We start from the raw sequence: 21,999 nt of genomic DNA on the forward strand, positions 1-21,999 counted from the left end.
CACCCGCAAGGAAGCACCGGAGGACGCCTGGCGTCCTCCGGTGCCTTCGCCTGCCCCGCCCCTTCTATCGGGTTTGCGCAAGCGCCACTGCCAAGCGAATGTGGAAGAGATTGTCGCCCACCTCCTCCATCTGAACGGGACCCAAGGTCCGGTATCCGTCCGCTTGTATCCGCCGGGCGAGGCCGCCGAGCAGCATTTCCTGCCGCTTCTCCAGGAACGCCGTGTCGGTCGGCGGCGGGATCGTTGCCGTGACGCCGCAGCCCTGCGCATCGCAGCCGAACTCGACGTCCGTCAGCAGCGGATAGGCTTCGCGGACATGGCCCACGACCGTGTCTGGCGGGGTCGGCAGCGTCGCTGCCGGCGCGGCCATAGCGGCTCGGGGCGGCGAAAGGCGGGGTGAAGCGGCCGTCGGGCGCTGGATCACGATCCCCTCGACCTCCGCCGGTTCCTCCTCCGACTGCACAAACCAAATCCCTGCGACGACCAGAACCGCCGCCGCCGCCCACCCCAGCATCGGCATGCTACCGCGCTGTTCGCGATGTGCTTGCATCGAAACTCCCAGAAGCAAGGGCTGGCCGGGCGGTTGAACCGCCCGGCCAGCCGATCCGCAACGCATTCGCCGCCGCAATGCTCGCGGCGACAGTCGGCTCAGCAGATGGTCGAGCCGGCCGGGCATCCCGGCGAGTTCGGACCGGAATCGAGGTTCGGATTGAAGCCCGGCGTGATGCCGGTGTTGAGCGCGGCGGCGAGCACGCCCGCAAAGCGCGAGTCCTTGTTGTCGAAGTTTGCGCCGCCGAACACGTCGCCCGATACGGCGCCGCGCACGCTGCGCGACGGATAGCCGTTCCAGCTGACCAGCGGCTGGATCACCCACCGGCCGGTGCCGTTCTCGGGCGGCTCGTCGCCGTTGTCGGTCTTGGAAAAGCGCCAAAGGTGCGAAAAGCCCCAGGTTTCGTAGTGAAACACCAGCTTTACATGCTCGCCGCTCGCGTCGCTCTGGAAGCGGAGTTGGCCACCGCTCGTAGCACGAGTGTCCCAATCGCCGTGATCGCCGCGCGTGACGCCCACCACTTTGCTGTTCGTGCCCTGGTCGGTCGTCCACACGATGATGGATTCCCAGTCAAAGGCGTGGGAGAAATCCGATTGCCAGAAGTAGCTGTAGACTCGCGCGCAATAGCCGTTGTTGCAGCGCGCGCGCACGTAGACGTTGCTGGTCGCCAAGTAATTGGGGTTGCGGCAGGAAGCCGGCGGGCGCGTTGCATAGGTCGACGCCCCGCCGCTGACGGCGCCCGAAGCGTTCACCGCCGGAACGTTGAAGCAGACGTCGGTGTCGAAATCGACGGCCGGCTGGAACCGCTTGTCCAACGCCGTCGCCATCTCTGGAAGGGGTGCTACCGGCGCCGGCCAGCCCTGTGCCTGTGCGGCCGATGGCTGCAGCAGGGCACCAGAAGCGACGAGGGACAGAGAAAAAAGCGACGCCCAGTGGACATCATCCAAGTTCTTCATGCAGAGACTCCTCCTTTGCGAGGCGTCGTACGATCACCTCAATAGAGAGAGTGCAACGCACTTGTTAAGCCGTCGTGACAATAGACTTTGAGAGTTCTTAATACCCAATCATACCTTGGCGAGTCTTATTGTGGATGATTCGACGCCATTTCGCATCTTCGACCATCAACGTAAAAACAGCGCGAAGTTCATTTGGGAACACGTCGCAGGGGCAGCAATCCGCACCCCTGGAGCAAACTCGTCTAGGTTAAAGACGGACTCGCTTGACGGGATGGGACAAAAATATTTTCGGACGCACGGTTCCGCGCACCCATAACAAATCCGCGCAAATCATGACGAGGCGGTTGCCCCTCCCTCCCGGTGGCCAAGCGGCTGAAAAGACCTAGTTTCGGTCATTCAGCGCCCTGCACGGGTCGTCCAACTTCAGACACTTGATCCTGTGTCGAATTGACGCGCTCCGCAGGCGCACGTCGCGCTGGACCGCCTGAGCGGAACTTCCGGTTCACCCGCTTTCGCTGGTGAAGGCTATTTAGCCGCAGGCAGGCAGCACGACTGTTGCGGCTCCCCTGACCGCCTCGTCCTATCGTTCCGTCGGAATCAGGCCACCGAAAGCTCGTTGGCCGCCACATCAGAAATGAGCGCTCGCAACCAACGGTGGGCGGGATCGTGGCGGTATCGAACATGCCAAGCCATTTCCACGGGGAAGGTTCCAAGATCGACAGGCGGAGCCAGGACCTTGAGGCGCGAATCGTTTTCCAGCCGTCGGCAGATCAGCTTGGGGAGAGTGGCGCAGTAATCGGTCACCGCCACCATCTCCGCGACGGCGAAGAAGTTGGTTACGGAGATGGCGACGTCGCGTTTCAGCTGCTGCTGAGCCAGTGCCTGGAACAGCCCTGCGCGCATCCGACCCGGCGGCACGACATTGACGTGCCTCAACGACTCAAACTGATCGCGCGTGATGCCGCCGCCTATGTCAGGATGATCCGCACGGACGATGCAGGCGAGCCCTTCGTCCATCACATGCTGGACGACCAGATTGTCGGGCGGATCGACAATCCGGCCGAGCACCAGAGCCGTCGTGCCGGAGACAACCCCCGTGTCCGTCAGATCGTTGCCATACGGGGTCAGGCGCAGCCTGATGCCGGGCGCCACCTGCTGAAGCCTTGCGACGATCGCCGGCACCAGCACGAACTCGGCATACCCGTTGGGCGCGATCGTCAGCAGCCGCTCCGCCTGCGCAGGATCGAACTCCTGTTGCCCAAGCACAGCGTCATCGAGCCTCGCCAGCGCCTCCGCGATCGCCGGCGCAAGATCCAGCGCGATAGCGGTCGGCTGGATGCCGTAACGCTCGCGCACGAAAAGCTGATCCTTCATCATCAGGCGCAGCCGCGCGAGCGCGTTGGACAGCGCCGGCTGCGTCATGCCGAGCCGCTCGGCGGCGCGGGTCACGCTGCGCTCTTCCATCAGGGCGATGAAGATCGGCAGCAGGTTCAGGTCATACCGCATGTGTTATAGCGTGCGCGGCATATCTTGAATGCACAAGATAAACTTCTGCAATGTCTCGTGGAGCGTCATCTTGCCCTCGTCCCGCAGCGAAGCGGGCGTGAAACGGAGGCTCACATGACCAAGGGTACAGTGCTCGTGACCGGTTCCAACGCGACCCGCATCGAGCTTCAGGGCGGCGGTTCAGCCGTGATCGGGCAATATCTCAACGAAACCGTGGTGCCGGTGCTGGCGCTGATTGATGCCGGCTATGACGTGGTGCTCGCCACGCCCCACGGGACCAAGCCGCACATCGACGTAGCGTCGGACTCGGTCGATCATTTTGGCGGCGACGAAGCTGCTTATAACCGCGCGAAGACCTTCTTTGCCGATGATCCGACGATGAACCAGGTACGCACGCTGCGCTCGGCCGTGGAGGAAGGGCTGGACCGCTACCTCGGCCTGTTCGTGCCGGGCGGCCACGCCCCCGCCGTCGATCTAATGCAGGACGAGGACATGGGCATGATCCTGCGCCACTTCCATGAGCGCGCAAAGCCGACCGCGCTCCTCTGCCACGGTCCGATCGCGGTCACCGCCGCTCTGCCGCAGGCCCGCGCCTTCCGCACCGCGCTGGTCACCGGAAACAAGGCCGAGGCGGCGGAATACGCCCGCGACTGGATCTATGCCGGCTATCGAATGACCGTTTTCTCCGCGAGCGAGGAGCACGTCGCCGAGGAGCATCTGCTTCATGGCAAACTGCCCTTCGACATGCCCGCCGCGCTTGAAGCCGCGGGTGGCGTGGTGACCACCAACCCGGTCGATTTCGAGCCTAACGTCGTTGTCGACCGCGAGCTGATCACCGGCCAGAACCCGGCTTCGGATCACCGGATCGCCGCCGCCCTGGTGGAAGCGCTCGATCGCCAGCGCACGGGCGCGTGAACACGCGCCCGACCGGCGGAGCGCTTCGACCGCGCTCCGCCGGCGCAACCCCACTGACAAGGAGCAATTCAATGTCCACTCACGTCAAGATCATGGCCACCCTCGTCCCCAAGCCGGGCAAGGCGGAGGAACTGCGCACCCTCCTCGACGAAATGATCGGCCTGAGCCGCGCCGAGCCCGGAAACCTGCGATATGACCTGTGGCAGGATCAGGTCGCCCCCGCGCGCTTCGTCCTCGACGAGCTCTACGCCGATGCCGACGCCGTCGCCGCGCACCGGGCGACGCCGCACTTCCAACGCTACCTGTCGGTCATCAACGACCTCGCCGAACGCACGGCCGCGGTGCTCACCCCCATTCAGGTCGCCTGAGGTGCCCTTGGGTGCTGAGGTCCGGTGCGCCTTGGCGACCTGCCAGGGCGCTACGGCCCCGCGCACCATCGCGCCCGCTGACGAGGCTTACAATGCCGACCGCATCCGCGAGCTGAGCCAAGACCGCGGCGCCACGCCCAAACATACCGGCAAGAGCAATCGGTGCTCGAAAGCCCTGCTTCAGCAAGCGACTTTATCGCCAGCGCAACCTGATCGAGAGGTTCTTCTCCAAGCTGAAGCACTTCCGCCGCGTCGCCACCGCTGCGACGAGCTCGCAGCCGACTTCCTCGCCATGGTCCGGCTCGCCTCAATGCGGCTGTGACTCCGGAACTTATGAGTCTACGCCAAGAGGGAGGCTCTAGCACAGCCGAAGGAACGAAAACTCTGTAGTCGGCGATCGACAGACCCACACTGATGATGAGCTTTGGCTTCAGATGCCAAGCGTTCACCGCCGTCCGCCGAGAGCCGCTACGAAAGTGGACATGGCTTGGGCAGCACCGCTGCCGAGTCCAATAAGTCGCTGAAAAATAACAAGCTCTGGCGGAGAGGGAGGGATTCGAACCCTCGGAACCCTTGCGGGCTCAACGGTTTTCGAGACCGCCCCGATCGACCACTCCGGCACCTCTCCGCAGAGGTTTGGCGCGATCCGTTCCTGAGAAGAAACAGCGCGCCGGTCAGCGAGCGGTCGCCGTTAGGCCAAAGCGTTCAGGAGTGCAAGCGCCTCCTTGTGCCTTTTTCTCCCGGGACTAGATATTGTGCATGATCGAAATGTCCGAGCCCCGGAACCTGCTCGATGCGCCGGTGGCGATGCCGCCCGTTGCGCATGCCCGTTTTTCCATCGGCGACGTGGTCCGCCACCGCCTGTTCGACTTCCGCGGCGTCGTCTTCGACGTCGACCCTGTCTTCGCCAACAGCGACGAATGGTATGAGGCGATCCCGGAAGAGATCCGCCCGCGCAAGGACCAGCCCTTCTACCACCTGCTCGCCGAAAATGCGGAGGCGAGCTACATCGCCTATGTGAGCCAGCAGAACCTGGTGGTCGACGAGAGCGACGAGCCGGTCGAGCACCCCGCCATCGAGGGCCTGTTCGACGTCTATTCGGAAGGTCGCTACCGGCTGCGCCGCGAACACCGGCACTGAGAGCCGAAGGCACCGGAGCCTTCAAGCAGGCGTGCCGGTTTCCTGCAATGTCCCGGGTGGCGTGCCGCCCGGCGATCCGGCGGCGAAAGGGGTGGTGGAGCTGAGGGGAATCGAACCCCTGACCTCTGCAGTGCGATTGCAGCTAACGTTGCGTCAGCAGAGAGGAAACGCCCACCTGAAACGGCCGACCGGGCGGAACGACTGAGGAACATCCGGCAATTTGCGGTCCCGGTGCGGTCCCAGGTTCACAACCTCAATGCGCTGGCGCTGGAGACGGAACGTTTATCCCCTCCCCCTTCTGATTGTTCTCGGCGGCGAAGCTGGCAATCGGGGCATCCTAGACATGGATGAGCGGCCCGCGTGTCCTAGGCTGTCACAGTGGCGCTAATGGAACCGGTAGGACGCGCCCACCGGTCCCGGTCTTCGTTGGCCTGCCGCGTCAGTTGACGGTGTTTGCCACCGTGTCCCCAACGGATTCGACGTCTCTCCCAGCACCATCGACGGTGTTGCAGGCTGCCACCATGACGCTGCCGGAAATGAGTAGCAAAGTGAGGATTCTACGTGCCATGATCTTAGCTCCATTTTGTGAGCGTCGATCCAGGTGGGGCGCTCGACTTGTTGATGCGGCGGCATCCCCCCGGTTCTCAACGCTCCAGCTCACGTTCAGGCCCATGACGGTGGTAACATCGACAGCAGTATCGGCCGAGCAATAGAGCTTACCAAACTGTGCTAATGGTGGACGACGCGAATCCAGCCAGCTAGCGGGCCGCCATGCTCCTCCTCGCCGCGATCGCCGCAACCGTCATCCCCGCCGGCCAGATCTTCACATGCACGCCGACCCGCGTCTGGGATGGCGACGGCCCGGTCTGGTGCAAGGAGGGGCCGCGCCTACGGATAGCCGGGATCGCCGCGCGCGAGTCCGATCGTAGCTGCCGGAGCAACCAGCCTTGCCCGCGCGCGACCGCCGAGCAAGCGCGGCAGGCGCTCGTTCGGCTACTCGGAACCGCCACCGGCAAGAGCAAGCAGGGGCATGTTCTGGTGCGCGGGCCGACGCTGCGCTGCGCCTCGACCGGGCCAGCGGTTGGCAGCAGAACGGGCGCCTGGTGCGTTTCACCGTCCGCAGGCGATATTTCCTGCGCGATGGTTGCCACCGGGACGGTTCTCCGCTGGTCCCGGTACTGGAAGCGGCATCAGTGCAGACGCTGATGTAGCCCAGGCAGCAGATCAGACCTTCTTGCGAAACTCGGACAGGCCCATCCTTATGGCGATCTGCCGCCGAGCGGCAGAGTAGTTTTCCGCAACCATCGGGTAGGTGGGCTTCAGACGATAGCGTGTCCGGTATTCTTCCGGCGTAAGGCCGTACGCCGCCAGATGCAGGCGCAGCGACTTGTACGGCTTTCCGTCGATCATCGAGAGGATGTGGTCCTTTGACGCTAGAGACTCACTGACGGTCACGGCCGGGATGTGTCCTGACGCCGTCGGTCTCGGATTCTCGCTCACTTCCGGAACATCAGCCTGAACAGCTGCTAGGCCCTTGTGGATCTGCTCAATGAGTGTTGGAACTTCATCGGCCGGGAGCTGGTGCCTTGGATTGTTAAGCCAAGCCACGGCAATCCGCGTCAAAAGTCCAAAGATGTCGGGCCGGTCTTGAGACATTGAGTCGTCCCTATTAGCCATCGCAGGCGCACCCCCGCGGCCGATGGCAGGTCTTATCACGTGCGATGCAGCTATTCCCGCACGCTTTTCCCTTGGAGCACGTCTTGCAACAAGCGACCAGTGCCCCGGACGCAGCATTGCATGGGTTCACGTTGGCAGGGCCAACGGCGAGGATTACGGCCAGCAGCAGGTATCGCATGTGATTCTTCCCCTCACCGAAGCTCCAGCGGGAAGGGAAATGAGTCTCGCTATTTGCAAATATTCGGGGAAGCGGGCCCGAACTGGATTCCCAGCCGTTCAGTTCATGAAGCGTCGCGCTGCCCTTGGCACGATGTGATCAAGGAACTTTCATGACGCTATCGCTCACGTTCTGTCGGGCTCAAGAAGCCCGCCAGCTAGCACTCGCAACGTCCGCTCCTTTGGAGAACAGCCGGCGAGTTGCCGCGGTTGCGGCTGTGGCATGGGCGAAGGAAGCTGACACCGCGGAGCGCTCCGATGCTCGGAAACTGAGGAATGCGGCCCTGAAGCAACGGGCAATGAACCTGCGAACCGAACAAGACCGGTTGATGAGTGAGAACCCCGACCGGGGCTTCGCCTGAGAACGCCTCGGATCGCGAAGATGCAATGCGTAATCTGACCGTGCGGGAACCCGGGCGCAGCTCGCCCGTGCTTCAAGGCGGGGTTGAGCGATGAACCCGCATCGTCGATGGACTCAGACCGACATCACCGGGCTTCGGAACCAGCTTCAGCAAGGCCACCCTGTCCCGGAAATCGCCAACCGGCTACACCGCAATCCCGAGGAGATCTCCTCCATGATGTGGCGCCTGCGCCTCCGGCAAATGCCAGCGCAAGTAAGCTTCGACTAACAGGATAGTGGTAATGGAACGGTCGAAACGTGTCGTGGCCGTCGGGTTGCTCTGCCAGCGAGACCTCGAAGTTCTCGGCGCTGGGTTCAAACGTGCGTATCCGGTGGAGAATGTATCCAGCTTCGATCACCTTCTGAAAGCTATAGACGCCGCAGAAGCCCGGAGCCCTGGTGAGCCCGAGCAGGGAAGCTGACGAGCGGATATAAGCCCAGTGCGACCTTGCGCCTCATGTGCCCGGAGCGCAGTTTAGACAAGGATCGAGAGGACGTTGGGATGAGCGCGCGACTTCGAGGAGTGAGCACATGACCGACTTCGCAGCACTTGACGCAGCCTTCCAGCGGCTAGAGTCTTTCCGAAAGCGATACGCCGATAACAACACGGTGATCGACGCGTCGAGCGGGCTGACCGTCGCTGATATCGATATCCTGCTGCGGCGGCTGCACCAGACCAGAAACATATCGACGGTACCGATGTTTAGCGCCGCTGACGTGCAGGCATTTCTCGCATCCCGCCGAGGTGGCGCATGAGGCAGGATAATCATAAGTTGGCTAGTTACCCGATTTATGGCGGCCCCCTAAATGGACAGAACACCGAAGAAGCCGCTGTGGTCTATGCCTACCGGCGAGTAACGGCACCAGTAGTCTCCCGTGACGTACCGGGCGAGATCGGGAAGGGCCCGAATTACGTCTACCACCTGTACGACATCGGCGACGGTAGGAAAGCATTCCTGCCACGGGATGATGACGACCTATTGAAGGCCTACCAACAGACCATCGGCGACGTTGGTGATCCCGTTATCGAAGCGTTGAGAGGCGAGATCGAGCGCCGCAAGCCCGACCGTTGATCGGGCCCGAGCGGCCTTCCTTCCATGGCCAGCGAGCGTTTGATGTGGGCGCAGGCGCGGAACTTCGCACCAGGCCCACCCGTTGATGATCGCGCGCAACCGGTTTGAGTAGTTCCCCGCCTGAACCAGCCCCGCTCGTGCAGGCGGGGCCTTTTTTTAGCTGCTTCACCGCTTCTGCGGCGTAGGCCAAGCCTCCACCAGCAGCCGCCGCTTCGCCTCGCACGCCGCCAGGTCGAACCGCCCGTCTCGAATCGTCTCGTCGTCGTCGGCGGCAGTGGCGCTACCGTCCGCCTGCCGGTGCTGCGGCGTCGGGACGCACGGCTCCAGCGCCGCTGCCGGTGGTTCCGGCAGCTTTGGCAAGCTCGGCATCGAGGACGTCGACTGCACGCACCCGGTCAGCATCGCGGCACAGCACACGCCCAGCATCAGTCTGCGCATATTCCCTCACGGAGTTGGTGGATCGAACGATGATCGGCTCGCGCGCCGCGAGGTCGGCGGCGTAGGCGGCAGCGGCCTGGGCGATGTGGCTGGCGTAGCGGCGCTCTGCCGCCAGACGCGCCTTCTCGGCATCATCCAGCGCACCCTTCCAGGCGACCCGCTCGTTGCGCAGGGTGAGGCGTGTGTCGGCGTGGCCGCGGCTCTCCAGCCACCAGCCGCCGCCGAGCAGCAACATCGGTGCGAGCCACCAGACGCGCAGCAGCGCAGCCCAGCTCATGCCGCCTCCCGTACCTGGCGCGCGATCCAGCCGTACAGGAACACCTCCTGCGTTCGGTTCGCCTCGGCGATCTCCGCATAGCGGCCGGTTCGAAAGGAGCGTATCAGCCACAGCAGGACCGCCCTGCCCTCGCCGCTGTTCCGCTGGCGTAGGTAGCCGTCGAGCGACGCCAATGTCATGGCGCCGACGCCACCATCCACCGCAATGTCCGGATAGGCCTTCGCCTCGTTGTTGAGCAGATTCAGCGCGCGCTGCAGGAACTTGCCCGCCCAGGCCGGGCCCATGTTCACGCCAGCGTCGAACAGCTCGGCAGCGATTGCTGCGTCCCGCTGCGCCACCCTGTCGAAACCCGGGCCGCTCCAATAGCGCTTGAGGTAGATTTCCACCGCCGTCGCGCGCGGCAGGACGCGCATGTCGCCTCGGAACCCATAGGCGCGCGCCACCTGCTCGGTGATGCCGAAGTTCGTTGGGCCGCCGCGATCAGCGGGGTGGTTGCTATACCCACCCTCGCGCGCGATCACCTCGTCGACCCGCTGGGTCGCCGTCTTTGTCATGGTATGTCCTTTCAAGATCACAGCAGGCGCAGGTCCCATCGTGAGACAGGTCCGGTTCATGTTGCGGTGCGCAAAATTCGTCGCCTGAGGTTACAGGTGTCGCATGTTGTTGAAGGTCTTCATCGCGGTTGCAGCCGCCGCCCTGGTCGCGCTTCTCTGGTACAAGCTGCAGCGGAACCGAGCGGCTCAACGACGCGAGGCTAGGCGCCTTCGCCACGAGGGGCAGTTGCGGGAATGGGAGCGCGTGACCGGCCAGCCAGCCGACGTCTCCTCATCAACGAGGGTAAGCTACTGAGGCTGGTGCAGGGTCAGCGTTCACTGGATCGGGCGGGAAGCGTTGTCCCAAAACGCGCCACCCATCATGCACTAGTCATTGCGCCGTCACACTCGCTCAGCAAAGAACGGTGATCGCGCTCGGTCGCATTGCTGAGCCGACATCCCCGCTCCCTTGGGGGAACGCTCCGTCTGCCTTGGCGGGCGGAGCGTTTTTTGTCTGCCGGGCCCATCGTTCGGCCACACTTGAGTAGCAACGTTTGGCTGAGCGCGCCCTCCCTTGTCGCGCTTTCGCCCCGGCTCCCGGCAGCACACGAAGGGCCGGGGCGACTTACTTCCGCGGGTTGAAGAAGCCGTCGATCGCGCCGCGAAGGCGGTCGGAGAATTGGGCCGCGATGAACTCCAGCAGGCCAAGGCCGATGAAGCCGGATGCGGCGCCCACGCCCAGCGCGCGGAATGGCGTCAGCTCCATGTCCGCAGAGATCGCAACCATCCCGAGCCCGAACAACGCGGTGAGCGCGATGCTCGTGCGGCTGGTGACGCGCTCCTCTCCCTCCCGCCGGACCGACTGCGCGATGTAGCGGCCGAGCACAACACCGGAGACGCCGAACAGCGACGGCATGATCGCCACGTTGAGACCGAGGAACGCGATCGCGGCTGGCCCCACTGCGGCCGCGACCATGTTCTGCCCGGCCATCAGGCTGCCGCCGCCCAGGCGAGCGCCAGCCCGAACAGGATGATGACGATCATGGTGTCGTGCCGGAACTGGATCTTGGTGCGGTGCTCGCTTGACGTCGGTTCTCGGGTGAGCTGGTCGTTCATCCGCGGCCGCTCCTTGTCGACGATGAAAGCCGCAGTCAGAAGGCCAGCGACCACCATCACCCCCCGTGGCGACGCCAGGAAGGTGACGATGCGCACCGCCATTGCCTCATCACCCCAGCCGAACATGACGAACACGCCGGCCGGCGCGATCAGAACGAGCAGCGGCACGATCAGCGAGATCTTGATCCAGCGGTAGACGTTGACCGGATGCCACAGACCGAGCTGGTGGTCGTGACATACCTGCGCGAAGGCGCGAAGCGTCAGCGACACGGGCAGGAAGGTGCCTACCAGCACCGCGAACATTCCCCACAGTGGGTTCATGGGAGGTCTCCCTGCTCGGTACGCGCCGGGCTCCGCGTCAGCTGAAGTTGCCGCCGTTGATGGCTCGATCCTGGGTGATCATTTGCGCGAGCGTCTTGGAGCCGGGCGCGGACAGGTTTTGCATCCAGATCCAAGGGATTGAGAATCCGGCAGTCATCGTGGAGCTCGCGACGTTGTAGAAATAGCCGATCGCAGGGACGCCACCGGGCTGCACGATGCTACCCGAATAGGATTGCTCGTTCGCCGTGTACGCTAGCGTGCCGTCGATCCAGAACTTCGCGCTATAGGTCGCGCCGTTCGCGATGAACTCGATGACGTAATGGTGCATCGCCCCATCGGTCGGCAGCACGTTCGTCATGTTGAACTCGGTGCCGTTGAACGTGAGCACCGTCACGCCGGTATAAGCATTGTTCGCGTACTTCAGGTGCAGGCCCCACTGGCGGCCGTTCGCGTTGCGCAGCCCCATTACCTGGGCGTTGTCCGCGCCCCCGATGCCTGCCGTGGAGATCTTGGCGAAGAAGCCGATCGCATAGTGCGACATGTTCGCCGGCAACTGCCACGATGCCGGAAGTGCCAGCGAGGCACTCTTGCTGCCAGAGGGGATATTGACGCCCGACGATGCCGACCAAAGGCGGTCGTTCGGACTGTTCACGATCGGCGCACCACCACGGACGTAGTTGACCAGGTTGCCGCCGGCCGGAACGGGCGAGGCCATTGACGGGAAGCCCCAGGCGTGCGTCGCGCGGTATAGCCCGATCGTGCCTGCGTCGATCAGCTTGTGACGCTGTGCGATCGGCAGGTCAGTGCGGCCCGAGCGGAAGCCGGGGATCTTTTCGAACTTCATGGTGCAGCTCCTTCAGGCGGCGTGGGCGTACCAGTCGAACGGCGTGTCAGCCGGGACCGGGTTTGCAGTGGTGACGGTGATGTTCGTGGCGTCGATCGTGACCCACCAGTCGCCCCCAGGATTGCCGCCGGGGGTAGCGCCCTTGCGCCGGGCGGGACCGATCAGGTTGTGTGCAACGGAAGCGCTCGTCTGTCCGGCCGGGATCGTCAGCGTGCCCTGCTGGCGGGACCGCAGCAGCGGGCTCTCATTCTTGATTGCCAGCGGCACGTCGCACAAGGTGAGCTGGCCGGTCCATTCCACATCATGATTGAGCCGGACCTCTTTGATGGTCGGGGGCCGGTCAGCCTTGTAGAACTGGACGGGGTCAGAAACGCTCTCGAACATGATGTTCTCGATCACGACGATTTCATCCCCAAGAGCCTTCACACCGATCCTCGACGAAAAGGCGTGCAGGTTGCTCAAGACGACGTTCTGGTCGGACTGGATGCCAAAAGAGCATGGGGACGTGCCCCCTGAGACACTGCCCGCTACCAGCAGGTTGCCGCTGACGTGGGTGGTGGCGATTTGGTAGCCCCAGTCGCGGAAGAAAAAGCTGTGGATGTTGTGCACCTGCTTGCGATCCGAGCGGGCTCCGGCCCGCAGATCGAAGCCAGTCGAGATGCGAGGCGTCGGGCTGGCGCTGTGCAAGTCGCAAAAGACGTTCACGTTGTTGACGATGCCCGTCGTCATGCCGCGCAAATCCAAGGCCGAGGATCCTTGCGTGGTGAGCGGGTTCAGCACCCGAAGCTCGATGTCCTCCAGGGTGACACGGGAAGCCGGGATGGTGTTGTTTTCGCCGCTGTCAGTGCGCTGGCCGGTGTACTGCGGGTATTCGATGATCCGCCCAGTTGGGTCGGTGGAGTAGATCAGCGTGCCGCCCTCATACTGAGCATCGACGGTGTCGATCGGACGCCAGCTGGAGCAGCCATCGCCGGAGATCGTGAGCACCGAGCCGGCCGGGGCGATGAGGCGCTGGGAAATATTGATCCGATTGCTCAGGTGGATCAGCCCGGCGCGAGCGCCGGTGACCAGCACCTTCGACCGCTCGTGGTCGGGCAGAATCGGCAGGCTGTTGATGACCGACTGGATGACGACGTCGTCATTGCTTCCGCCAAGGATGTAGTCAGCCCGGTCCTTCTGGTACTGCGGCGCGTCGGCGGAGGCGAAGTAGATCGATGGGCCACCGCCCTTGGCATAACCGCCGCCGCCAGAACCCAGGGTCGAAGCCCGCACACCGTCGATCCAGACACGTCCCTGGTCATCCGCGCCGGTAAGCACGCGCCCGTCCTCGTCCATCTCGAACCACTTCCACTCGCCAAGTTCGAATTCGACAGGATCGAGAATGCCGATCGTAGCCTCCAAGTCGGCCGCAGCGGTTGCGACCCGGACGCCCTCGATCAGCTCCTCGCCGGTGGTGAGCGTACCGCGCAGGACAACGAAGTCCTCGTCCACCCGAAAGTAGCTGTAGCCCGACAGACCGTATTCGATCGGGTCGAGAGTGATCGTGGCGATTAGTTCTTCGGCTGCTACGACAGCTTCCTCCGCGCGGGCCGCGGCAGCTCCGGTGCGATCGATTGCATCATCCACCTGTGCCAGCTGATCGGCCGTCAGCCCCGGCCCGCGCAGCCCCGCAACAGCCGCCCTGATAATCTCCGTCATGCGATGGTCACTCCCGGCGAGACGATGAACTGGCCGCTCGACAGGATCTCGGAGACCTCGTCGGCGTAGATGATGAGGATGTCGAAGGCGAAGGTTTGCGGGTCGCCGGCTTCGGGCTCATGCAACCCCGGCAGCGCGCGCAGCGTGTTAGGCTCGGGAGCTTCCGCCGACCCCGGCTCGATCGATGGCGACAAAGTCAGCTCGCGCACCTCGTCGTCGGCACCGGCCGTTCCGCTCTTCAGCGCGTCGGTGAAGGCGATCGCCGTTAGCGTCAGCTTCGCGTCCTCCGGTTGCCCCGGATAGAGCCGCAGTTGCATGTCGATCCGCGCGCCATCGAGCGGCAGCGCCGGCCCCCGATATTCATAGATAAGCGTGGGCGCCCACGTCGCATTGCGCGACGCGGCGAACGTCTGTTGGACGGGCATTGCGTTCCCCTCTTGGGCTTAGGCTTCGATCACCAGCACGTTGGCGGTGGCGCCCGAGAGGGCGGACACCACACCGGTCAGGATTGCCTGCTGGCTCACCGTCGCGGTGCAGCCGGTGGCAGTGATGTTGGTGATCCGGGTCATGGTCGGGCCCGACAGCACGTTGGTGGTGGCAGGAAGCGGCACCACGGCCGGCGGCGCGGCGTACGGCGGCGTCACCCCGAAAGTGATCGTCGCCACGCCGCTGCTGTTGGTCGCAGCGGACCGGGCCACGACGCGCTTGGCGGCGTTGAAGTTGAACGCCAGCGCCTTGTCCGTGACGTACCCGCCCGAGGACAGGTACATGCCCGTCTGCGGCTTGGTCCCGCCGCCGCTCAGCCAGTCCATGACCTTAAGGAGCGTGCGGGTGCCATCAGCCTCCGGCGCGAGCACCGGCGTCCAGCCGTTGACACCGTTGTTGCCATCGGCGGGTACCGCCGGATCCAATCGCCCGTCCTTGCGTGTGCCGGCGGCTCCGCCCAGTACCCTCACGAGACGGTCACCTGAACCGTGGCGCTGGTGGCCGTCGAGCCGTCCTCGCCGTAAGCGCGGACCGCATAGCTGTGCGTGCCTATGGCTGCGTCCAAGGTCGCGGTCATGATCGCCCCGAGGCCGCCGACGATCTGATCTGCTCTCTCGACGCCGTCGGCGATGATCGTGGCATAGTCGAACACCTCCGCTTTCGGATTCTGCCACGATAGGGCCACCTTGAGAGGCGCGCTCTGCTTGGCGGTTGGATTGGCCGGCGCCGTGAGCGGATCCTCGATCGCGAACACGCCCGCGGTCACCGGCCCCAGCACCAGCCGGTCGCTGTACGCGCCACCGACCATGTACCGCACCGCCACCTCGTACTGGGTGCCGGAGGTGACGCTGGTGATCTCCTTGCGGACGATTGCCGGCCCATCGAGACCGCCGCCGCTCCAGTTCGCCTCCGGATCCGCCCCGGCCACATAGGGCCGGTATTCGAACAGCACGCCAGCCATCGGGCGCTCGTCGGCCGAGCCGGTGACGATCAGCGCCGGCACCGACACGCCGTTGGCGCTCAACACCGTGCCGGTTGCAGTCCAGTCCCCCGCGGCTGGTGCCGAGAGGTCGACCTCCGGCACCGACAGATCCGGCGTCGGCGGCGCAGTGCCACTCTGCCCCAGCGCGAAGCTGTGCTTGGACGCCGTCTCCGACCGGCAGGTGAAGGTCACGCCGACGGTGCCCATGTCGATCTCGCGCAGCCGCAGCACGACGTCGCGCTCGATCACCGCCGCTTCCGGAATGTCGACCGTCAAGCAGTCGCCCGGCCGATACCCGATCATCGTCGCCTTGCAGGGAAGAAGAATGCCATCCAGCTCGCGGAGGTTCAGGATCTCGTAGAGGCCCAGCTGCGCACCCTGATCGACTTGCTGAACCAGCGGGAACTTGAACTCTTTCGACCGGCTGCCGCCGTCGACCGCGACATAGTCGGGGATCGCGATTGCGTTCAGCGGCACCATTTCCCACCCGTGGCTCTCCAGCCGTACCCAGGAGATGACGGTATTGCGGCGAGCGCGGCGGGACGCGGTGCCCGGCACGTCGACATCGCCGATAATGTCGGCGCTGGTGATCCGGCCGATCGACACACGCGGCGCGTTGAAGGTGGCGGACAGCTGCCCGGCTACGGGCATCGGCTCGCCGCCTCCTGCCTGACAGATCATCTTCAGGATGTCCCAGCCGTTGTCGGCGCTGGTGTAGACGATGCCGCCCACCTTCCAGTTGTTGGCGTCGCAGACGTTCGCCCATTCTACGAAGGGCGCGAGATCGATGCCGTAGATCTTCATGCCACCGCCGGCGATCAGGACGCCATTCTGGATCCGGCCATATGCCCAGGTGATCGCCTGCAGCGGGGGGCTCTCACTATAGACGTAGGTCTCCTCCTGCCCCAGCCTGCATGGGCCAGAGCCGCCCGGATAAGTGCTGTCGAGGCGCGGATCGTAGACGAACACGCCTTCCAGTATCCGTCCGCGTTCGGGTACGCCGTTCGGGTACTTCTTGCCCTTGCTGTCGAACTTCAGCGTCCACAGGTCGGCTGCGAGCCCGGAAAGCTTCGACGCCGCGTTCCAGCCGGGAAAGTCGCCCTCCGGCCCACGCAGCGCCCGCGCCTCCGGGCAGGCGCCGAGCTGCTCGTCCAGCCACATGTACCCGGAATACGTGCCCTGTGCTTCACCGTTGGAGAAGGTGACGGCCTTCTTCTCGACCTGCAGCGGGCCCAGGCTCTTGATCGGCCCGATGCTGTGGACGGCGACCCAGCTCTCCAGGCTGTTCTTCCGCCCGTAATACTGCCGGTGGACGACTTTCCCGGCTGAGAAGGTCCGCCCCATCGCGTAGGGCAGGCCAGATTCCTTGTCGATCGTGAACTGGGTCGGGTTGCCGCCGAGGGAACCCTTCGGCGTGGCGGCGGCGGATGCGATCGACAGGGCCGCAGCACTGACCTGCGCAACCGTGGCGACAGTGGCAACGGTCGCGGTGGTGGCGCTGGCCGCGATTGCGCCCAGGGACACGGCCGCGCCGACGCCGGTCGCCGCCAGCGCCACCGCACCCACCACGAACGCCGCGGTGCGCAGAGCCTTCGCCATCGTTGCCTCTCAGAGCCGCCAGGCGGCGAGATACTGGACCGGCTGTAGGATGTCCGCGCCGTCCACGTCTTCGTGATAGCCGAGCACACGGCCGTTCCCGACCGCGACGCTCAGCGCGCCGCCGAACGGCCCTTCCGCCGGCAGGAGCACCAGGTCCGCCACCCAGGCGGCCGCAGGCGCGATGCGGGGCAGCCCCATCGCGTCGATCGCTGCGGCGAGGTCCTCGAAGCCGGACCGCTGCAGCGCGCGGGTAGCGCCAAGGGCGGTGCTATAGCTGCCCGCCTTCGCCAGCTGCGGCCGGTGCCCCATCTTGCGCAGGACGAATGCCGCCAGCCGTGCGCAGTCGTTCTTGCCATAGGCGAGCGGCTGGCCCTTGAACCGGTCGACGGCCGCCTGGGCGGCATGCTGGCGGCGGAGAAGCTCGCTCACAGGCCGATGTTCCCCAGGAAGGAAGGGTTGAGGCTTCCGCCGGTCGACCGCACTGCTGACGGCGGCTTCTCCACGCCCCAGTTCGACGTCTTGTCGATGCCGGTCATGTTCGCGCAGCCGGTCTCCCCGGGCCACACCAGCTGGTGCCAGCTGTCGGAAAGGCGAGCGCCCTTCTCCTCATCGTGGAACGGCTCCAGTGCGGACACGCAGCGCCACTCCAGCGAGATAGCGCCTCTGCCGACGCGGATCCGCGGCACGTCGAGCTCGCCCGCGAACAGCTTGATCGGCTCGGGCAGCAATTGCCCGGTCGCGGGGTCGATCAGCCCGAGCCAGCCGCCCACCTCGCCACCCTGCGCCGTCGCATCGGCGAGTTCGGAGGCGACCGCATAGATTGGTGGGACGAAAGTCAGCGACCAGTCCGGCGCCTCGTCGCTGACGCCGTCCTTCAGGTTGCTGGCGGCGGCGAGGATGCCAAAGCTTGGGTCGCGCCCAACGAACTTCTCGCCTTTGAACCGGACTTCTGCCGATCCGACCAGATGGCACAGGGTGTAGCTGGGCAGCGCAACCCGCACGAGCGGCGCAAACGGGTAGCGGCCGGTGCGCAGCGCCGCCGACATTGCAGGGGTCAGGCGAAAGGTCATGCCCGCTCCTGAATGCTGAAGGACAGCGGCTCGGTCTTCGCCCGCACAAAGCTGGCGCCCTTATCGAAGCCGAGCAGCTTGCCCTCGATCATCGGCGCGTCGAACTCCGCCGGCTCCCCGTCGATCGTCAGGAACCGCAGCATCGGCCAGATCGGCAGCGCGATCCGCCCAGCATCGTCCGCGATCGCGGAGCCCGTGCCGGCGATCATGTGGACGTAGCGCTGACCGCCGTGGACGATGCTGAAGAAGTTGCCCCGCGTCAGCGCCGCGCCGGGCACCAGGCCGCGCAGCGACAGCGTCATGCCGCCTTGATCGGTGCCGTCGACCACGACGGTCTTGCCGACGATCAGCCGCTTCTTGTTCGGCTGCACGATGCGCATGATCGCGCTGCTGTTGCTGGCCTCGAACAGCGCGGCGACCATCCGCCGGCCCTCGCCTTCGTTCCGGAACTGCGTCGTCGCCACGTCGACCGCGAAGCGATCTCCCGGCCGCGGGATCGGCAGGTCGGGACCGCCCAGGGCCCCCTCCTGCTCACCGCTGAACAGCCGTGGGCGGAGCGCAAACGACTTGATGCGAAGGTGCGGGATCTCGATCGCGCTCACCGGTACCGCCCGAGCCGCCGCAACGACGCTTCCATATCATTCGCCTCTGCCATCGCTGCGCCGCCCGAGGCACCCTGCGTCGCCGCAAGACCCACCCCCTCCGCGACCCATCCGCGCACAGTCTCCGCCAGCACGGCGTCCTGCGCATTGACGATGACGGTGAGGCCGCCCGCACGCTGGCCCGCATCGTTGGCGGCAAACAGGCGGCGCGTCTCGCCAGCGGAGGTGACCCGCGAGCCCTGCGGAAGGGACACCAGCTCCGGGCCGTTCTCCGCAAGGTACGTCGCCCCGCCCGACCACCATTCGGTGCCTGCGGCGTTATTCCCCGGCTTACCGCCGAGCAGACTGCCGACCTTGCCGACAAGGCCGCTCAGGGTCGGCAGCGCCTTATCGCCGTTCAGCAGGTTCTTGAGGGGGTTGAGCAGCGCCAGCTTGATGAACTCGCCCTTGAGCATGTTCAGCATGGTCCGCCCGGCGTTGCCCCAGCTGGACCAGGTGTCCTCGGACAGCACCGTGTCCACGAAGTCGTTGCCGAAGTCGCGCAGCTCCTGGAAGCCGGCGGCCGCGATCTTCGCCTGGGTGTGGAGCCCGTCCAGCCGCTCCTGGTTGGCGAGGATCTCGCGCCCCTCGGCGCTGTCCGCGTCGACGCCCTGCCGCTTCAGGTCAAGGATCGTCCGCAGCTTCTCCAACTGACGGCCGCGCTCGTTGTCATTGGCGGCGGACAGCGCCAGCTCGAGCTGGGCCAGCTGCATCGAATCGCGCTGATCCTCCACGGTGCTGGCGTAATATTCGGCCCGACGCTTCGCCTCGCCCGCCCACGCCTCGTCGACCCGCGCGTCCACGAACTGCTTGCGGCTGTCGCCGGTGTAGTTCTGGCTGTCCGCTTCGCTCTCGGCGGCACGGCGCGCGGCATCCATAGCGCGGCTGAGCGGATCCTTCGACGGATCGTAGATGCTGGCGATCGTTTCTGCGAACCGCGCCTTGGCGGCGTCCGTCGCGCGGACCGCGCCGCTGTTCGCCTCTTCCTCGTGAGCGTCCGCCAGTGCCTTGCGATAGGCCTCGATCACGGCCGTCAGCTGCGTCAGCGCCTCGCCCTGCGCAACCGTCTGCAGCTTCAGCAGCGGGCGAAGCGCCGCCTCGTCCGACAGCGCGCGCGCCATGTCATCGGCAGAGAGCGTGCCGGCAAGCACCTGCGCACGCACAGCCGCACGTGCCGCCGTCTCATCACGCAACTGGGCAACCGACTTTGCGCCGTTCGCCACCTGCTCGCCGACCATCACCTGCAGCTGGCGCTCCACCTGGGCATCGGTGTCGATCCCGCGGCGCGTCGCGTCCGTTAGGCCCTTGCGCGCCGCTTCAGCCCTCAGCGCGGCGTCGCCGCCGACCAGATAGGCTTTCGCGAGGTTCAGCGACGCCTGCGCGTTCACGTCCATCGCTGCTGCCTGGCGAGCGAGCGACTGGCCGTGCCGGTCCGTCTTTTCGCGAGCGGCATTCACCGCCGCCTCGAGCGGCGCCAGCCGGGACGTGTACTGCGCCTCGGTGATCTGCCCCTTGTCGAGCTGCTCCTTCGCCTGCTCCCGCGCGATCGTCAGCTTTTCCTGCGCCTCCTGGAGGCGCGTCAGGTTGCCGGCCTGGAGACGGGCCTGCGCGTCCAGGATCGTCGTGTTCGCGGGATCGTTGCGGCCGCCGCTGAAGTCGCCGAACGCGATCGCTGCATCGCCGGGTCGACCGCCGCCATTCAGAAGGCGGGACTGTGCCTGCGCGCTCACGCCCGTACGCGCGGCGTCCACGACCCCCTTCAGGAGACCCTGGAGGTATTCGACCTGCTTATAACCGGTCGTCCCGTACTTGAATTCCCGGGTCAGGTTGGCCAGCTCAGCCGATACCTGCGACGCAGTCTTTTCGCCGCGCGCAAACTGCTGCTGCAGCTGTGCGAGGCCGGGAATAGGCACGGCAGTGTTCACGAAGCTGTTGCGCGCGTCGACGTACGCGGTGCGCGTGTCGTTCACATCCTTACGCGCCGCCAGGATCGCGTTCTGCAGCAGCGCTTGGTTCTGTTCCTTGATGCGGCCAGTCGTCTTGTCGATGATCCCCGACAGGCTCTGCTGGTGCTTCGCCAGCTCATCTGCCGCGGTGCTGGCGTCGTTCGATCGGCTGATCAGCTGCCCGATGATCATCACCCCACCGAGCAAGACAGCGCCCCAGGTGCCGGCCATGAACGAGATGAAGCGGTTCGCGCCGCCCGTCATGAGGTCGAGCGCCTGCACCACCTGCCCACCCTGCTGGGCGAAAATGATCATGGCAGGCGTGCCGAGTGCCCACTGCTGCGTGACGTCTCCGATCTGGTAGGCAAGCTGCTGGCTTCCGGACCGAAGTTGTCCGGTCGACACGTTCGCGCGCATGTGCGCAGCCGTCGCGTCGTCGAGCGCATCCTGCTCCAGCCGGAGCTTGGCGACATACTGGTCGAGTGAGATCGCCCCGCGGCTGATCATCTCCCGCGCATTCGCCATCTCCGCGTCGAAGCGCATCTGGGCTGCCGCAGCGGGGTCGATGGCGGCGATCAACGCGCGGGTACGGGCTTCCAGCCGCTCTTCGGCGTCGAGCAGCTCCCCCATCGCCAGCGCAGACCGCTTGGCGGAGCCTTCCCACTGACCAAAGCCAGTGCCTGCCGCCGCTTCCACGCGCGCCTGCATGGCGGTCAGATCGGCAGTCTCCTGCGCGGTGGTGCGGGTGATGCCGGCCACCTTGTCGAGCACCGCCGCGGCCTGCTGCTCGGCAGCTAGGAACTGGTCCAGGCTGATACGGCCGGCATCATAGAGGCCGACCGCTTCACGCATCTCGGCATTGTACCGCTGCTGCGCGGCAAATGCCGGATCGATGGCGCTCACGAGGGCACGGGTGCGGGCATCAAGCTGCTCTTCGGCAGCAATCAGATCCTTGAACGCTGCGGCGGACTGGCGGGCGGAACCCTCCCACTGACCGAAGCCGGTGCCGTTGGCGTCCGCGATGCGCATCTGCACGGGCGACTGCGGCGTGATAGCCGCGATCTTCGCCGCCGCGTTCGCCTGGCGCTGCAAGGCGGCTTCTACGTCCTCGCCGGCACGCTGGTACGCCTTGCTCCAGCGGTTCGCGGACGCCTCGCCAGAGGCGCCCATTTCGGTGAAGTCGCGGGTGACATCGGCCTTGCCGGTCGTGCCCATGCGGATCGAGACGGACTTCTGCATAGGCCCTC

24 protein-coding genes, 2 tRNA genes and 1 pseudogene are annotated in these 21,999 nt (G+C 65.3%); 8 read left to right on the forward strand and 19 right to left on the reverse strand.

The features are described from left to right. Positions 1 to 64: 64 nt before the first annotated feature. From VPH46_RS06710 to VPH46_RS06720, 3 genes are all read right to left on the reverse strand, one after another. Complete coding sequence (locus VPH46_RS06710) at positions 65 to 520, reverse strand: hypothetical protein (RefSeq protein WP_416609882.1); 456 nt, start codon at positions 518 to 520, stop codon at positions 65 to 67. Between the two features lie 128 nt (positions 521 to 648). Continuing rightward, positions 649 to 1,377 (reverse strand): NPP1 family protein, encoded by a 729-nt coding sequence (locus VPH46_RS06715; protein ID WP_416609884.1) that lies wholly within the window; start codon positions 1,375 to 1,377, stop codon positions 649 to 651. A 726-nt stretch (positions 1,378 to 2,103) separates the two neighbouring features. Then, positions 2,104 to 3,012 carry a LysR substrate-binding domain-containing protein gene (locus tag VPH46_RS06720; RefSeq protein ID WP_416609886.1) on the reverse strand — a complete coding sequence of 303 codons (909 nt, stop codon included), beginning with the start codon at positions 3,010 to 3,012 and terminating at the stop codon, positions 2,104 to 2,106. A 114-nt stretch (positions 3,013 to 3,126) separates the two neighbouring features. On the opposite strand from VPH46_RS06720, the gene VPH46_RS06725 reads away from it, so the two are divergent. The 3 genes and pseudogenes from VPH46_RS06725 to VPH46_RS06735 all read left to right on the forward strand — a co-directional run. Beyond that, a complete protein-coding gene (locus VPH46_RS06725) occupies positions 3,127 to 3,927 on the forward strand; it encodes a type 1 glutamine amidotransferase domain-containing protein (RefSeq protein ID WP_416609888.1) in 801 nt (266 codons plus the stop codon). A 71-nt stretch (positions 3,928 to 3,998) separates the two neighbouring features. Further along, positions 3,999 to 4,295 (forward strand): putative quinol monooxygenase, encoded by a 297-nt coding sequence (locus VPH46_RS06730; protein WP_416609890.1) that lies wholly within the window; start codon positions 3,999 to 4,001, stop codon positions 4,293 to 4,295. A gap of 64 nt (positions 4,296 to 4,359) precedes the next feature. Next, positions 4,360 to 4,617 (forward strand): annotated as a pseudogene (locus VPH46_RS06735) (IS5/IS1182 family transposase); the annotation flags it as partial. A gap of 216 nt (positions 4,618 to 4,833) precedes the next feature. Here the strand turns inward: VPH46_RS06735 and VPH46_RS06740 are convergent. Then, a tRNA-Ser gene (locus VPH46_RS06740) sits at positions 4,834 to 4,923 on the reverse strand. Between the two features lie 140 nt (positions 4,924 to 5,063). Between VPH46_RS06740 and hspQ the strand changes: the two genes are divergently transcribed. Then, on the forward strand, positions 5,064 to 5,435 hold the full coding sequence (hspQ, locus tag VPH46_RS06745; RefSeq protein WP_239436577.1) for a heat shock protein HspQ: 372 nt from the start codon (positions 5,064 to 5,066) through the stop codon (positions 5,433 to 5,435). A gap of 92 nt (positions 5,436 to 5,527) precedes the next feature. Here the strand turns inward: hspQ and VPH46_RS06750 are convergent. Beyond that, positions 5,528 to 5,649, reverse strand: a tRNA-Ser gene (locus tag VPH46_RS06750). A 557-nt stretch (positions 5,650 to 6,206) separates the two neighbouring features. Here VPH46_RS06750 and VPH46_RS06755 point away from each other — a divergent pair. Then, complete coding sequence (locus tag VPH46_RS06755) at positions 6,207 to 6,641, forward strand: thermonuclease family protein (protein WP_416609893.1); 435 nt, start codon at positions 6,207 to 6,209, stop codon at positions 6,639 to 6,641. 18 nt (positions 6,642 to 6,659) lie between these two features. On the opposite strand, the gene VPH46_RS06760 is transcribed toward VPH46_RS06755, so the two are convergent. Then, positions 6,660 to 7,091 carry a MucR family transcriptional regulator gene (locus tag VPH46_RS06760; protein ID WP_416609895.1) on the reverse strand — a complete coding sequence of 144 codons (432 nt, stop codon included), beginning with the start codon at positions 7,089 to 7,091 and terminating at the stop codon, positions 6,660 to 6,662. A 350-nt stretch (positions 7,092 to 7,441) separates the two neighbouring features. Here VPH46_RS06760 and VPH46_RS06765 point away from each other — a divergent pair, with 350 nt between their 5' ends. The 3 genes from VPH46_RS06765 (at position 7,442) to VPH46_RS06775 (ending at position 8,801) form a co-directional block, all read left to right on the forward strand. Beyond that, complete coding sequence (locus VPH46_RS06765; RefSeq protein ID WP_416609897.1) at positions 7,442 to 7,690, forward strand: hypothetical protein; 249 nt, start codon at positions 7,442 to 7,444, stop codon at positions 7,688 to 7,690. A gap of 569 nt (positions 7,691 to 8,259) precedes the next feature. After that, positions 8,260 to 8,484, forward strand: coding sequence for a hypothetical protein (locus tag VPH46_RS06770; protein ID WP_239436634.1), 225 nt, complete (start codon positions 8,260 to 8,262; stop codon positions 8,482 to 8,484). Continuing rightward, on the forward strand, positions 8,481 to 8,801 hold the full coding sequence (locus tag VPH46_RS06775) for a hypothetical protein (RefSeq protein ID WP_416609899.1): 321 nt from the start codon (positions 8,481 to 8,483) through the stop codon (positions 8,799 to 8,801). The genes VPH46_RS06770 and VPH46_RS06775 overlap by 4 nt, the downstream gene beginning before the upstream one ends. Positions 8,802 to 9,081: 280 nt before the next feature. On the opposite strand, the gene VPH46_RS06780 is transcribed toward VPH46_RS06775, so the two are convergent. The 13 genes from VPH46_RS06780 to VPH46_RS06840 all read right to left on the reverse strand — a co-directional run bounded on the left by VPH46_RS06780 (position 9,082) and on the right by VPH46_RS06840 (position 21,991). Further along, positions 9,082 to 9,516, reverse strand: coding sequence for a hypothetical protein (locus VPH46_RS06780; protein ID WP_416609901.1), 435 nt, complete (start codon positions 9,514 to 9,516; stop codon positions 9,082 to 9,084). Further along, on the reverse strand, positions 9,513 to 10,070 hold the full coding sequence (locus VPH46_RS06785; protein ID WP_416609903.1) for a glycoside hydrolase family 108 protein: 558 nt from the start codon (positions 10,068 to 10,070) through the stop codon (positions 9,513 to 9,515). Before VPH46_RS06785 ends, VPH46_RS06780 begins: the two co-directional genes overlap by 4 nt. 604 nt (positions 10,071 to 10,674) lie before the next feature. Then, positions 10,675 to 11,040, reverse strand: a complete 366-nt coding sequence (locus tag VPH46_RS06790; protein WP_416609905.1) for a hypothetical protein — start codon at positions 11,038 to 11,040, stop codon at positions 10,675 to 10,677. Continuing rightward, the gene (locus VPH46_RS06795; protein ID WP_416609907.1) at positions 11,040 to 11,486 is read right to left on the reverse strand and encodes a hypothetical protein; all 447 of its coding nucleotides are present in this window, start codon (positions 11,484 to 11,486) and stop codon (positions 11,040 to 11,042) included. The genes VPH46_RS06790 and VPH46_RS06795 overlap by 1 nt, the downstream gene beginning before the upstream one ends. A gap of 37 nt (positions 11,487 to 11,523) precedes the next feature. After that, on the reverse strand, positions 11,524 to 12,330 hold the full coding sequence (locus tag VPH46_RS06800; protein WP_416609909.1) for a hypothetical protein: 807 nt from the start codon (positions 12,328 to 12,330) through the stop codon (positions 11,524 to 11,526). A 12-nt stretch (positions 12,331 to 12,342) separates the two neighbouring features. Next, on the reverse strand, positions 12,343 to 14,028 hold the full coding sequence (locus VPH46_RS06805; protein ID WP_416609911.1) for a hypothetical protein: 1,686 nt from the start codon (positions 14,026 to 14,028) through the stop codon (positions 12,343 to 12,345). After that, the gene (locus VPH46_RS06810; RefSeq protein WP_416609913.1) at positions 14,025 to 14,453 is read right to left on the reverse strand and encodes a hypothetical protein; all 429 of its coding nucleotides are present in this window, start codon (positions 14,451 to 14,453) and stop codon (positions 14,025 to 14,027) included. Before VPH46_RS06810 ends, VPH46_RS06805 begins: the two co-directional genes overlap by 4 nt. An 18-nt stretch (positions 14,454 to 14,471) precedes the next feature. Continuing rightward, positions 14,472 to 14,939, reverse strand: coding sequence for a hypothetical protein (locus tag VPH46_RS06815; protein WP_416609915.1), 468 nt, complete (start codon positions 14,937 to 14,939; stop codon positions 14,472 to 14,474). 41 nt (positions 14,940 to 14,980) lie between these two features. Beyond that, the gene (locus tag VPH46_RS06820) at positions 14,981 to 17,095 is read right to left on the reverse strand and encodes a hypothetical protein (protein WP_416609917.1); all 2,115 of its coding nucleotides are present in this window, start codon (positions 17,093 to 17,095) and stop codon (positions 14,981 to 14,983) included. Positions 17,096 to 17,104: 9 nt separating this feature from the next. After that, on the reverse strand, positions 17,105 to 17,524 hold the full coding sequence (locus VPH46_RS06825) for a DUF6950 family protein (RefSeq protein ID WP_416609919.1): 420 nt from the start codon (positions 17,522 to 17,524) through the stop codon (positions 17,105 to 17,107). After that, entirely contained in the window at positions 17,521 to 18,165 is a 645-nt protein-coding gene (locus tag VPH46_RS06830) for a hypothetical protein (protein WP_416609921.1), read from the reverse strand. The genes VPH46_RS06825 and VPH46_RS06830 overlap by 4 nt, the downstream gene beginning before the upstream one ends. Then, positions 18,162 to 18,767, reverse strand: a complete 606-nt coding sequence (locus VPH46_RS06835; RefSeq protein WP_416609923.1) for a hypothetical protein — start codon at positions 18,765 to 18,767, stop codon at positions 18,162 to 18,164. Before VPH46_RS06835 ends, VPH46_RS06830 begins: the two co-directional genes overlap by 4 nt. Next, on the reverse strand, positions 18,764 to 21,991 hold the full coding sequence (locus VPH46_RS06840) for a hypothetical protein (RefSeq protein WP_416609925.1): 3,228 nt from the start codon (positions 21,989 to 21,991) through the stop codon (positions 18,764 to 18,766). Before VPH46_RS06840 ends, VPH46_RS06835 begins: the two co-directional genes overlap by 4 nt. Positions 21,992 to 21,999: the final 8 nt, after the last annotated feature.

The sequence above is a fragment of the Sphingomonas sp. MJ1 (PH-R8) genome (genome assembly GCF_048058635.1).
Taxonomy (GTDB): Bacteria; Pseudomonadota; Alphaproteobacteria; order Sphingomonadales; family Sphingomonadaceae; genus Sphingomonas.

What these genes read in the sequence shown, in the direction of transcription:
- VPH46_RS06710 (WP_416609882.1), bottom strand. Translation starts at nt 520, where the DNA reads ATGCCGATGCTGGGGTGGGCGGCGGCGGCGGTTCTGGTCGTCGCAGGG.
- VPH46_RS06715 (WP_416609884.1), bottom strand. Translation starts at nt 1,377, where the DNA reads ATGGCGACGGCGTTGGACAAGCGGTTCCAGCCGGCCGTCGATTTCGAC.
- VPH46_RS06720 (WP_416609886.1), bottom strand. Translation starts at nt 3,012, where the DNA reads ATGCGGTATGACCTGAACCTGCTGCCGATCTTCATCGCCCTGATGGAA.
- VPH46_RS06725 (WP_416609888.1), top strand. Translation starts at nt 3,127, where the DNA reads ATGACCAAGGGTACAGTGCTCGTGACCGGTTCCAACGCGACCCGCATC.
- VPH46_RS06730 (WP_416609890.1), top strand. Translation starts at nt 3,999, where the DNA reads ATGTCCACTCACGTCAAGATCATGGCCACCCTCGTCCCCAAGCCGGGC.
- hspQ (WP_239436577.1), top strand. Translation starts at nt 5,064, where the DNA reads ATGTCCGAGCCCCGGAACCTGCTCGATGCGCCGGTGGCGATGCCGCCC.
- VPH46_RS06755 (WP_416609893.1), top strand. Translation starts at nt 6,207, where the DNA reads ATGCTCCTCCTCGCCGCGATCGCCGCAACCGTCATCCCCGCCGGCCAG.
- VPH46_RS06760 (WP_416609895.1), bottom strand. Translation starts at nt 7,091, where the DNA reads ATGTCTCAAGACCGGCCCGACATCTTTGGACTTTTGACGCGGATTGCC.
- VPH46_RS06765 (WP_416609897.1), top strand. Translation starts at nt 7,442, where the DNA reads ATGACGCTATCGCTCACGTTCTGTCGGGCTCAAGAAGCCCGCCAGCTA.
- VPH46_RS06770 (WP_239436634.1), top strand. Translation starts at nt 8,260, where the DNA reads ATGACCGACTTCGCAGCACTTGACGCAGCCTTCCAGCGGCTAGAGTCT.
- VPH46_RS06775 (WP_416609899.1), top strand. Translation starts at nt 8,481, where the DNA reads ATGAGGCAGGATAATCATAAGTTGGCTAGTTACCCGATTTATGGCGGC.
- VPH46_RS06780 (WP_416609901.1), bottom strand. Translation starts at nt 9,516, where the DNA reads ATGAGCTGGGCTGCGCTGCTGCGCGTCTGGTGGCTCGCACCGATGTTG.
- VPH46_RS06785 (WP_416609903.1), bottom strand. Translation starts at nt 10,070, where the DNA reads ATGACAAAGACGGCGACCCAGCGGGTCGACGAGGTGATCGCGCGCGAG.
- VPH46_RS06790 (WP_416609905.1), bottom strand. Translation starts at nt 11,040, where the DNA reads ATGGCCGGGCAGAACATGGTCGCGGCCGCAGTGGGGCCAGCCGCGATC.
- VPH46_RS06795 (WP_416609907.1), bottom strand. Translation starts at nt 11,486, where the DNA reads ATGAACCCACTGTGGGGAATGTTCGCGGTGCTGGTAGGCACCTTCCTG.
- VPH46_RS06800 (WP_416609909.1), bottom strand. Translation starts at nt 12,330, where the DNA reads ATGAAGTTCGAAAAGATCCCCGGCTTCCGCTCGGGCCGCACTGACCTG.
- VPH46_RS06805 (WP_416609911.1), bottom strand. Translation starts at nt 14,028, where the DNA reads ATGACGGAGATTATCAGGGCGGCTGTTGCGGGGCTGCGCGGGCCGGGG.
- VPH46_RS06810 (WP_416609913.1), bottom strand. Translation starts at nt 14,453, where the DNA reads ATGCCCGTCCAACAGACGTTCGCCGCGTCGCGCAATGCGACGTGGGCG.
- VPH46_RS06820 (WP_416609917.1), bottom strand. Translation starts at nt 17,095, where the DNA reads ATGGCGAAGGCTCTGCGCACCGCGGCGTTCGTGGTGGGTGCGGTGGCG.
- VPH46_RS06830 (WP_416609921.1), bottom strand. Translation starts at nt 18,165, where the DNA reads ATGACCTTTCGCCTGACCCCTGCAATGTCGGCGGCGCTGCGCACCGGC.
- VPH46_RS06840 (WP_416609925.1), bottom strand. Translation starts at nt 21,991, where the DNA reads ATGCAGAAGTCCGTCTCGATCCGCATGGGCACGACCGGCAAGGCCGAT.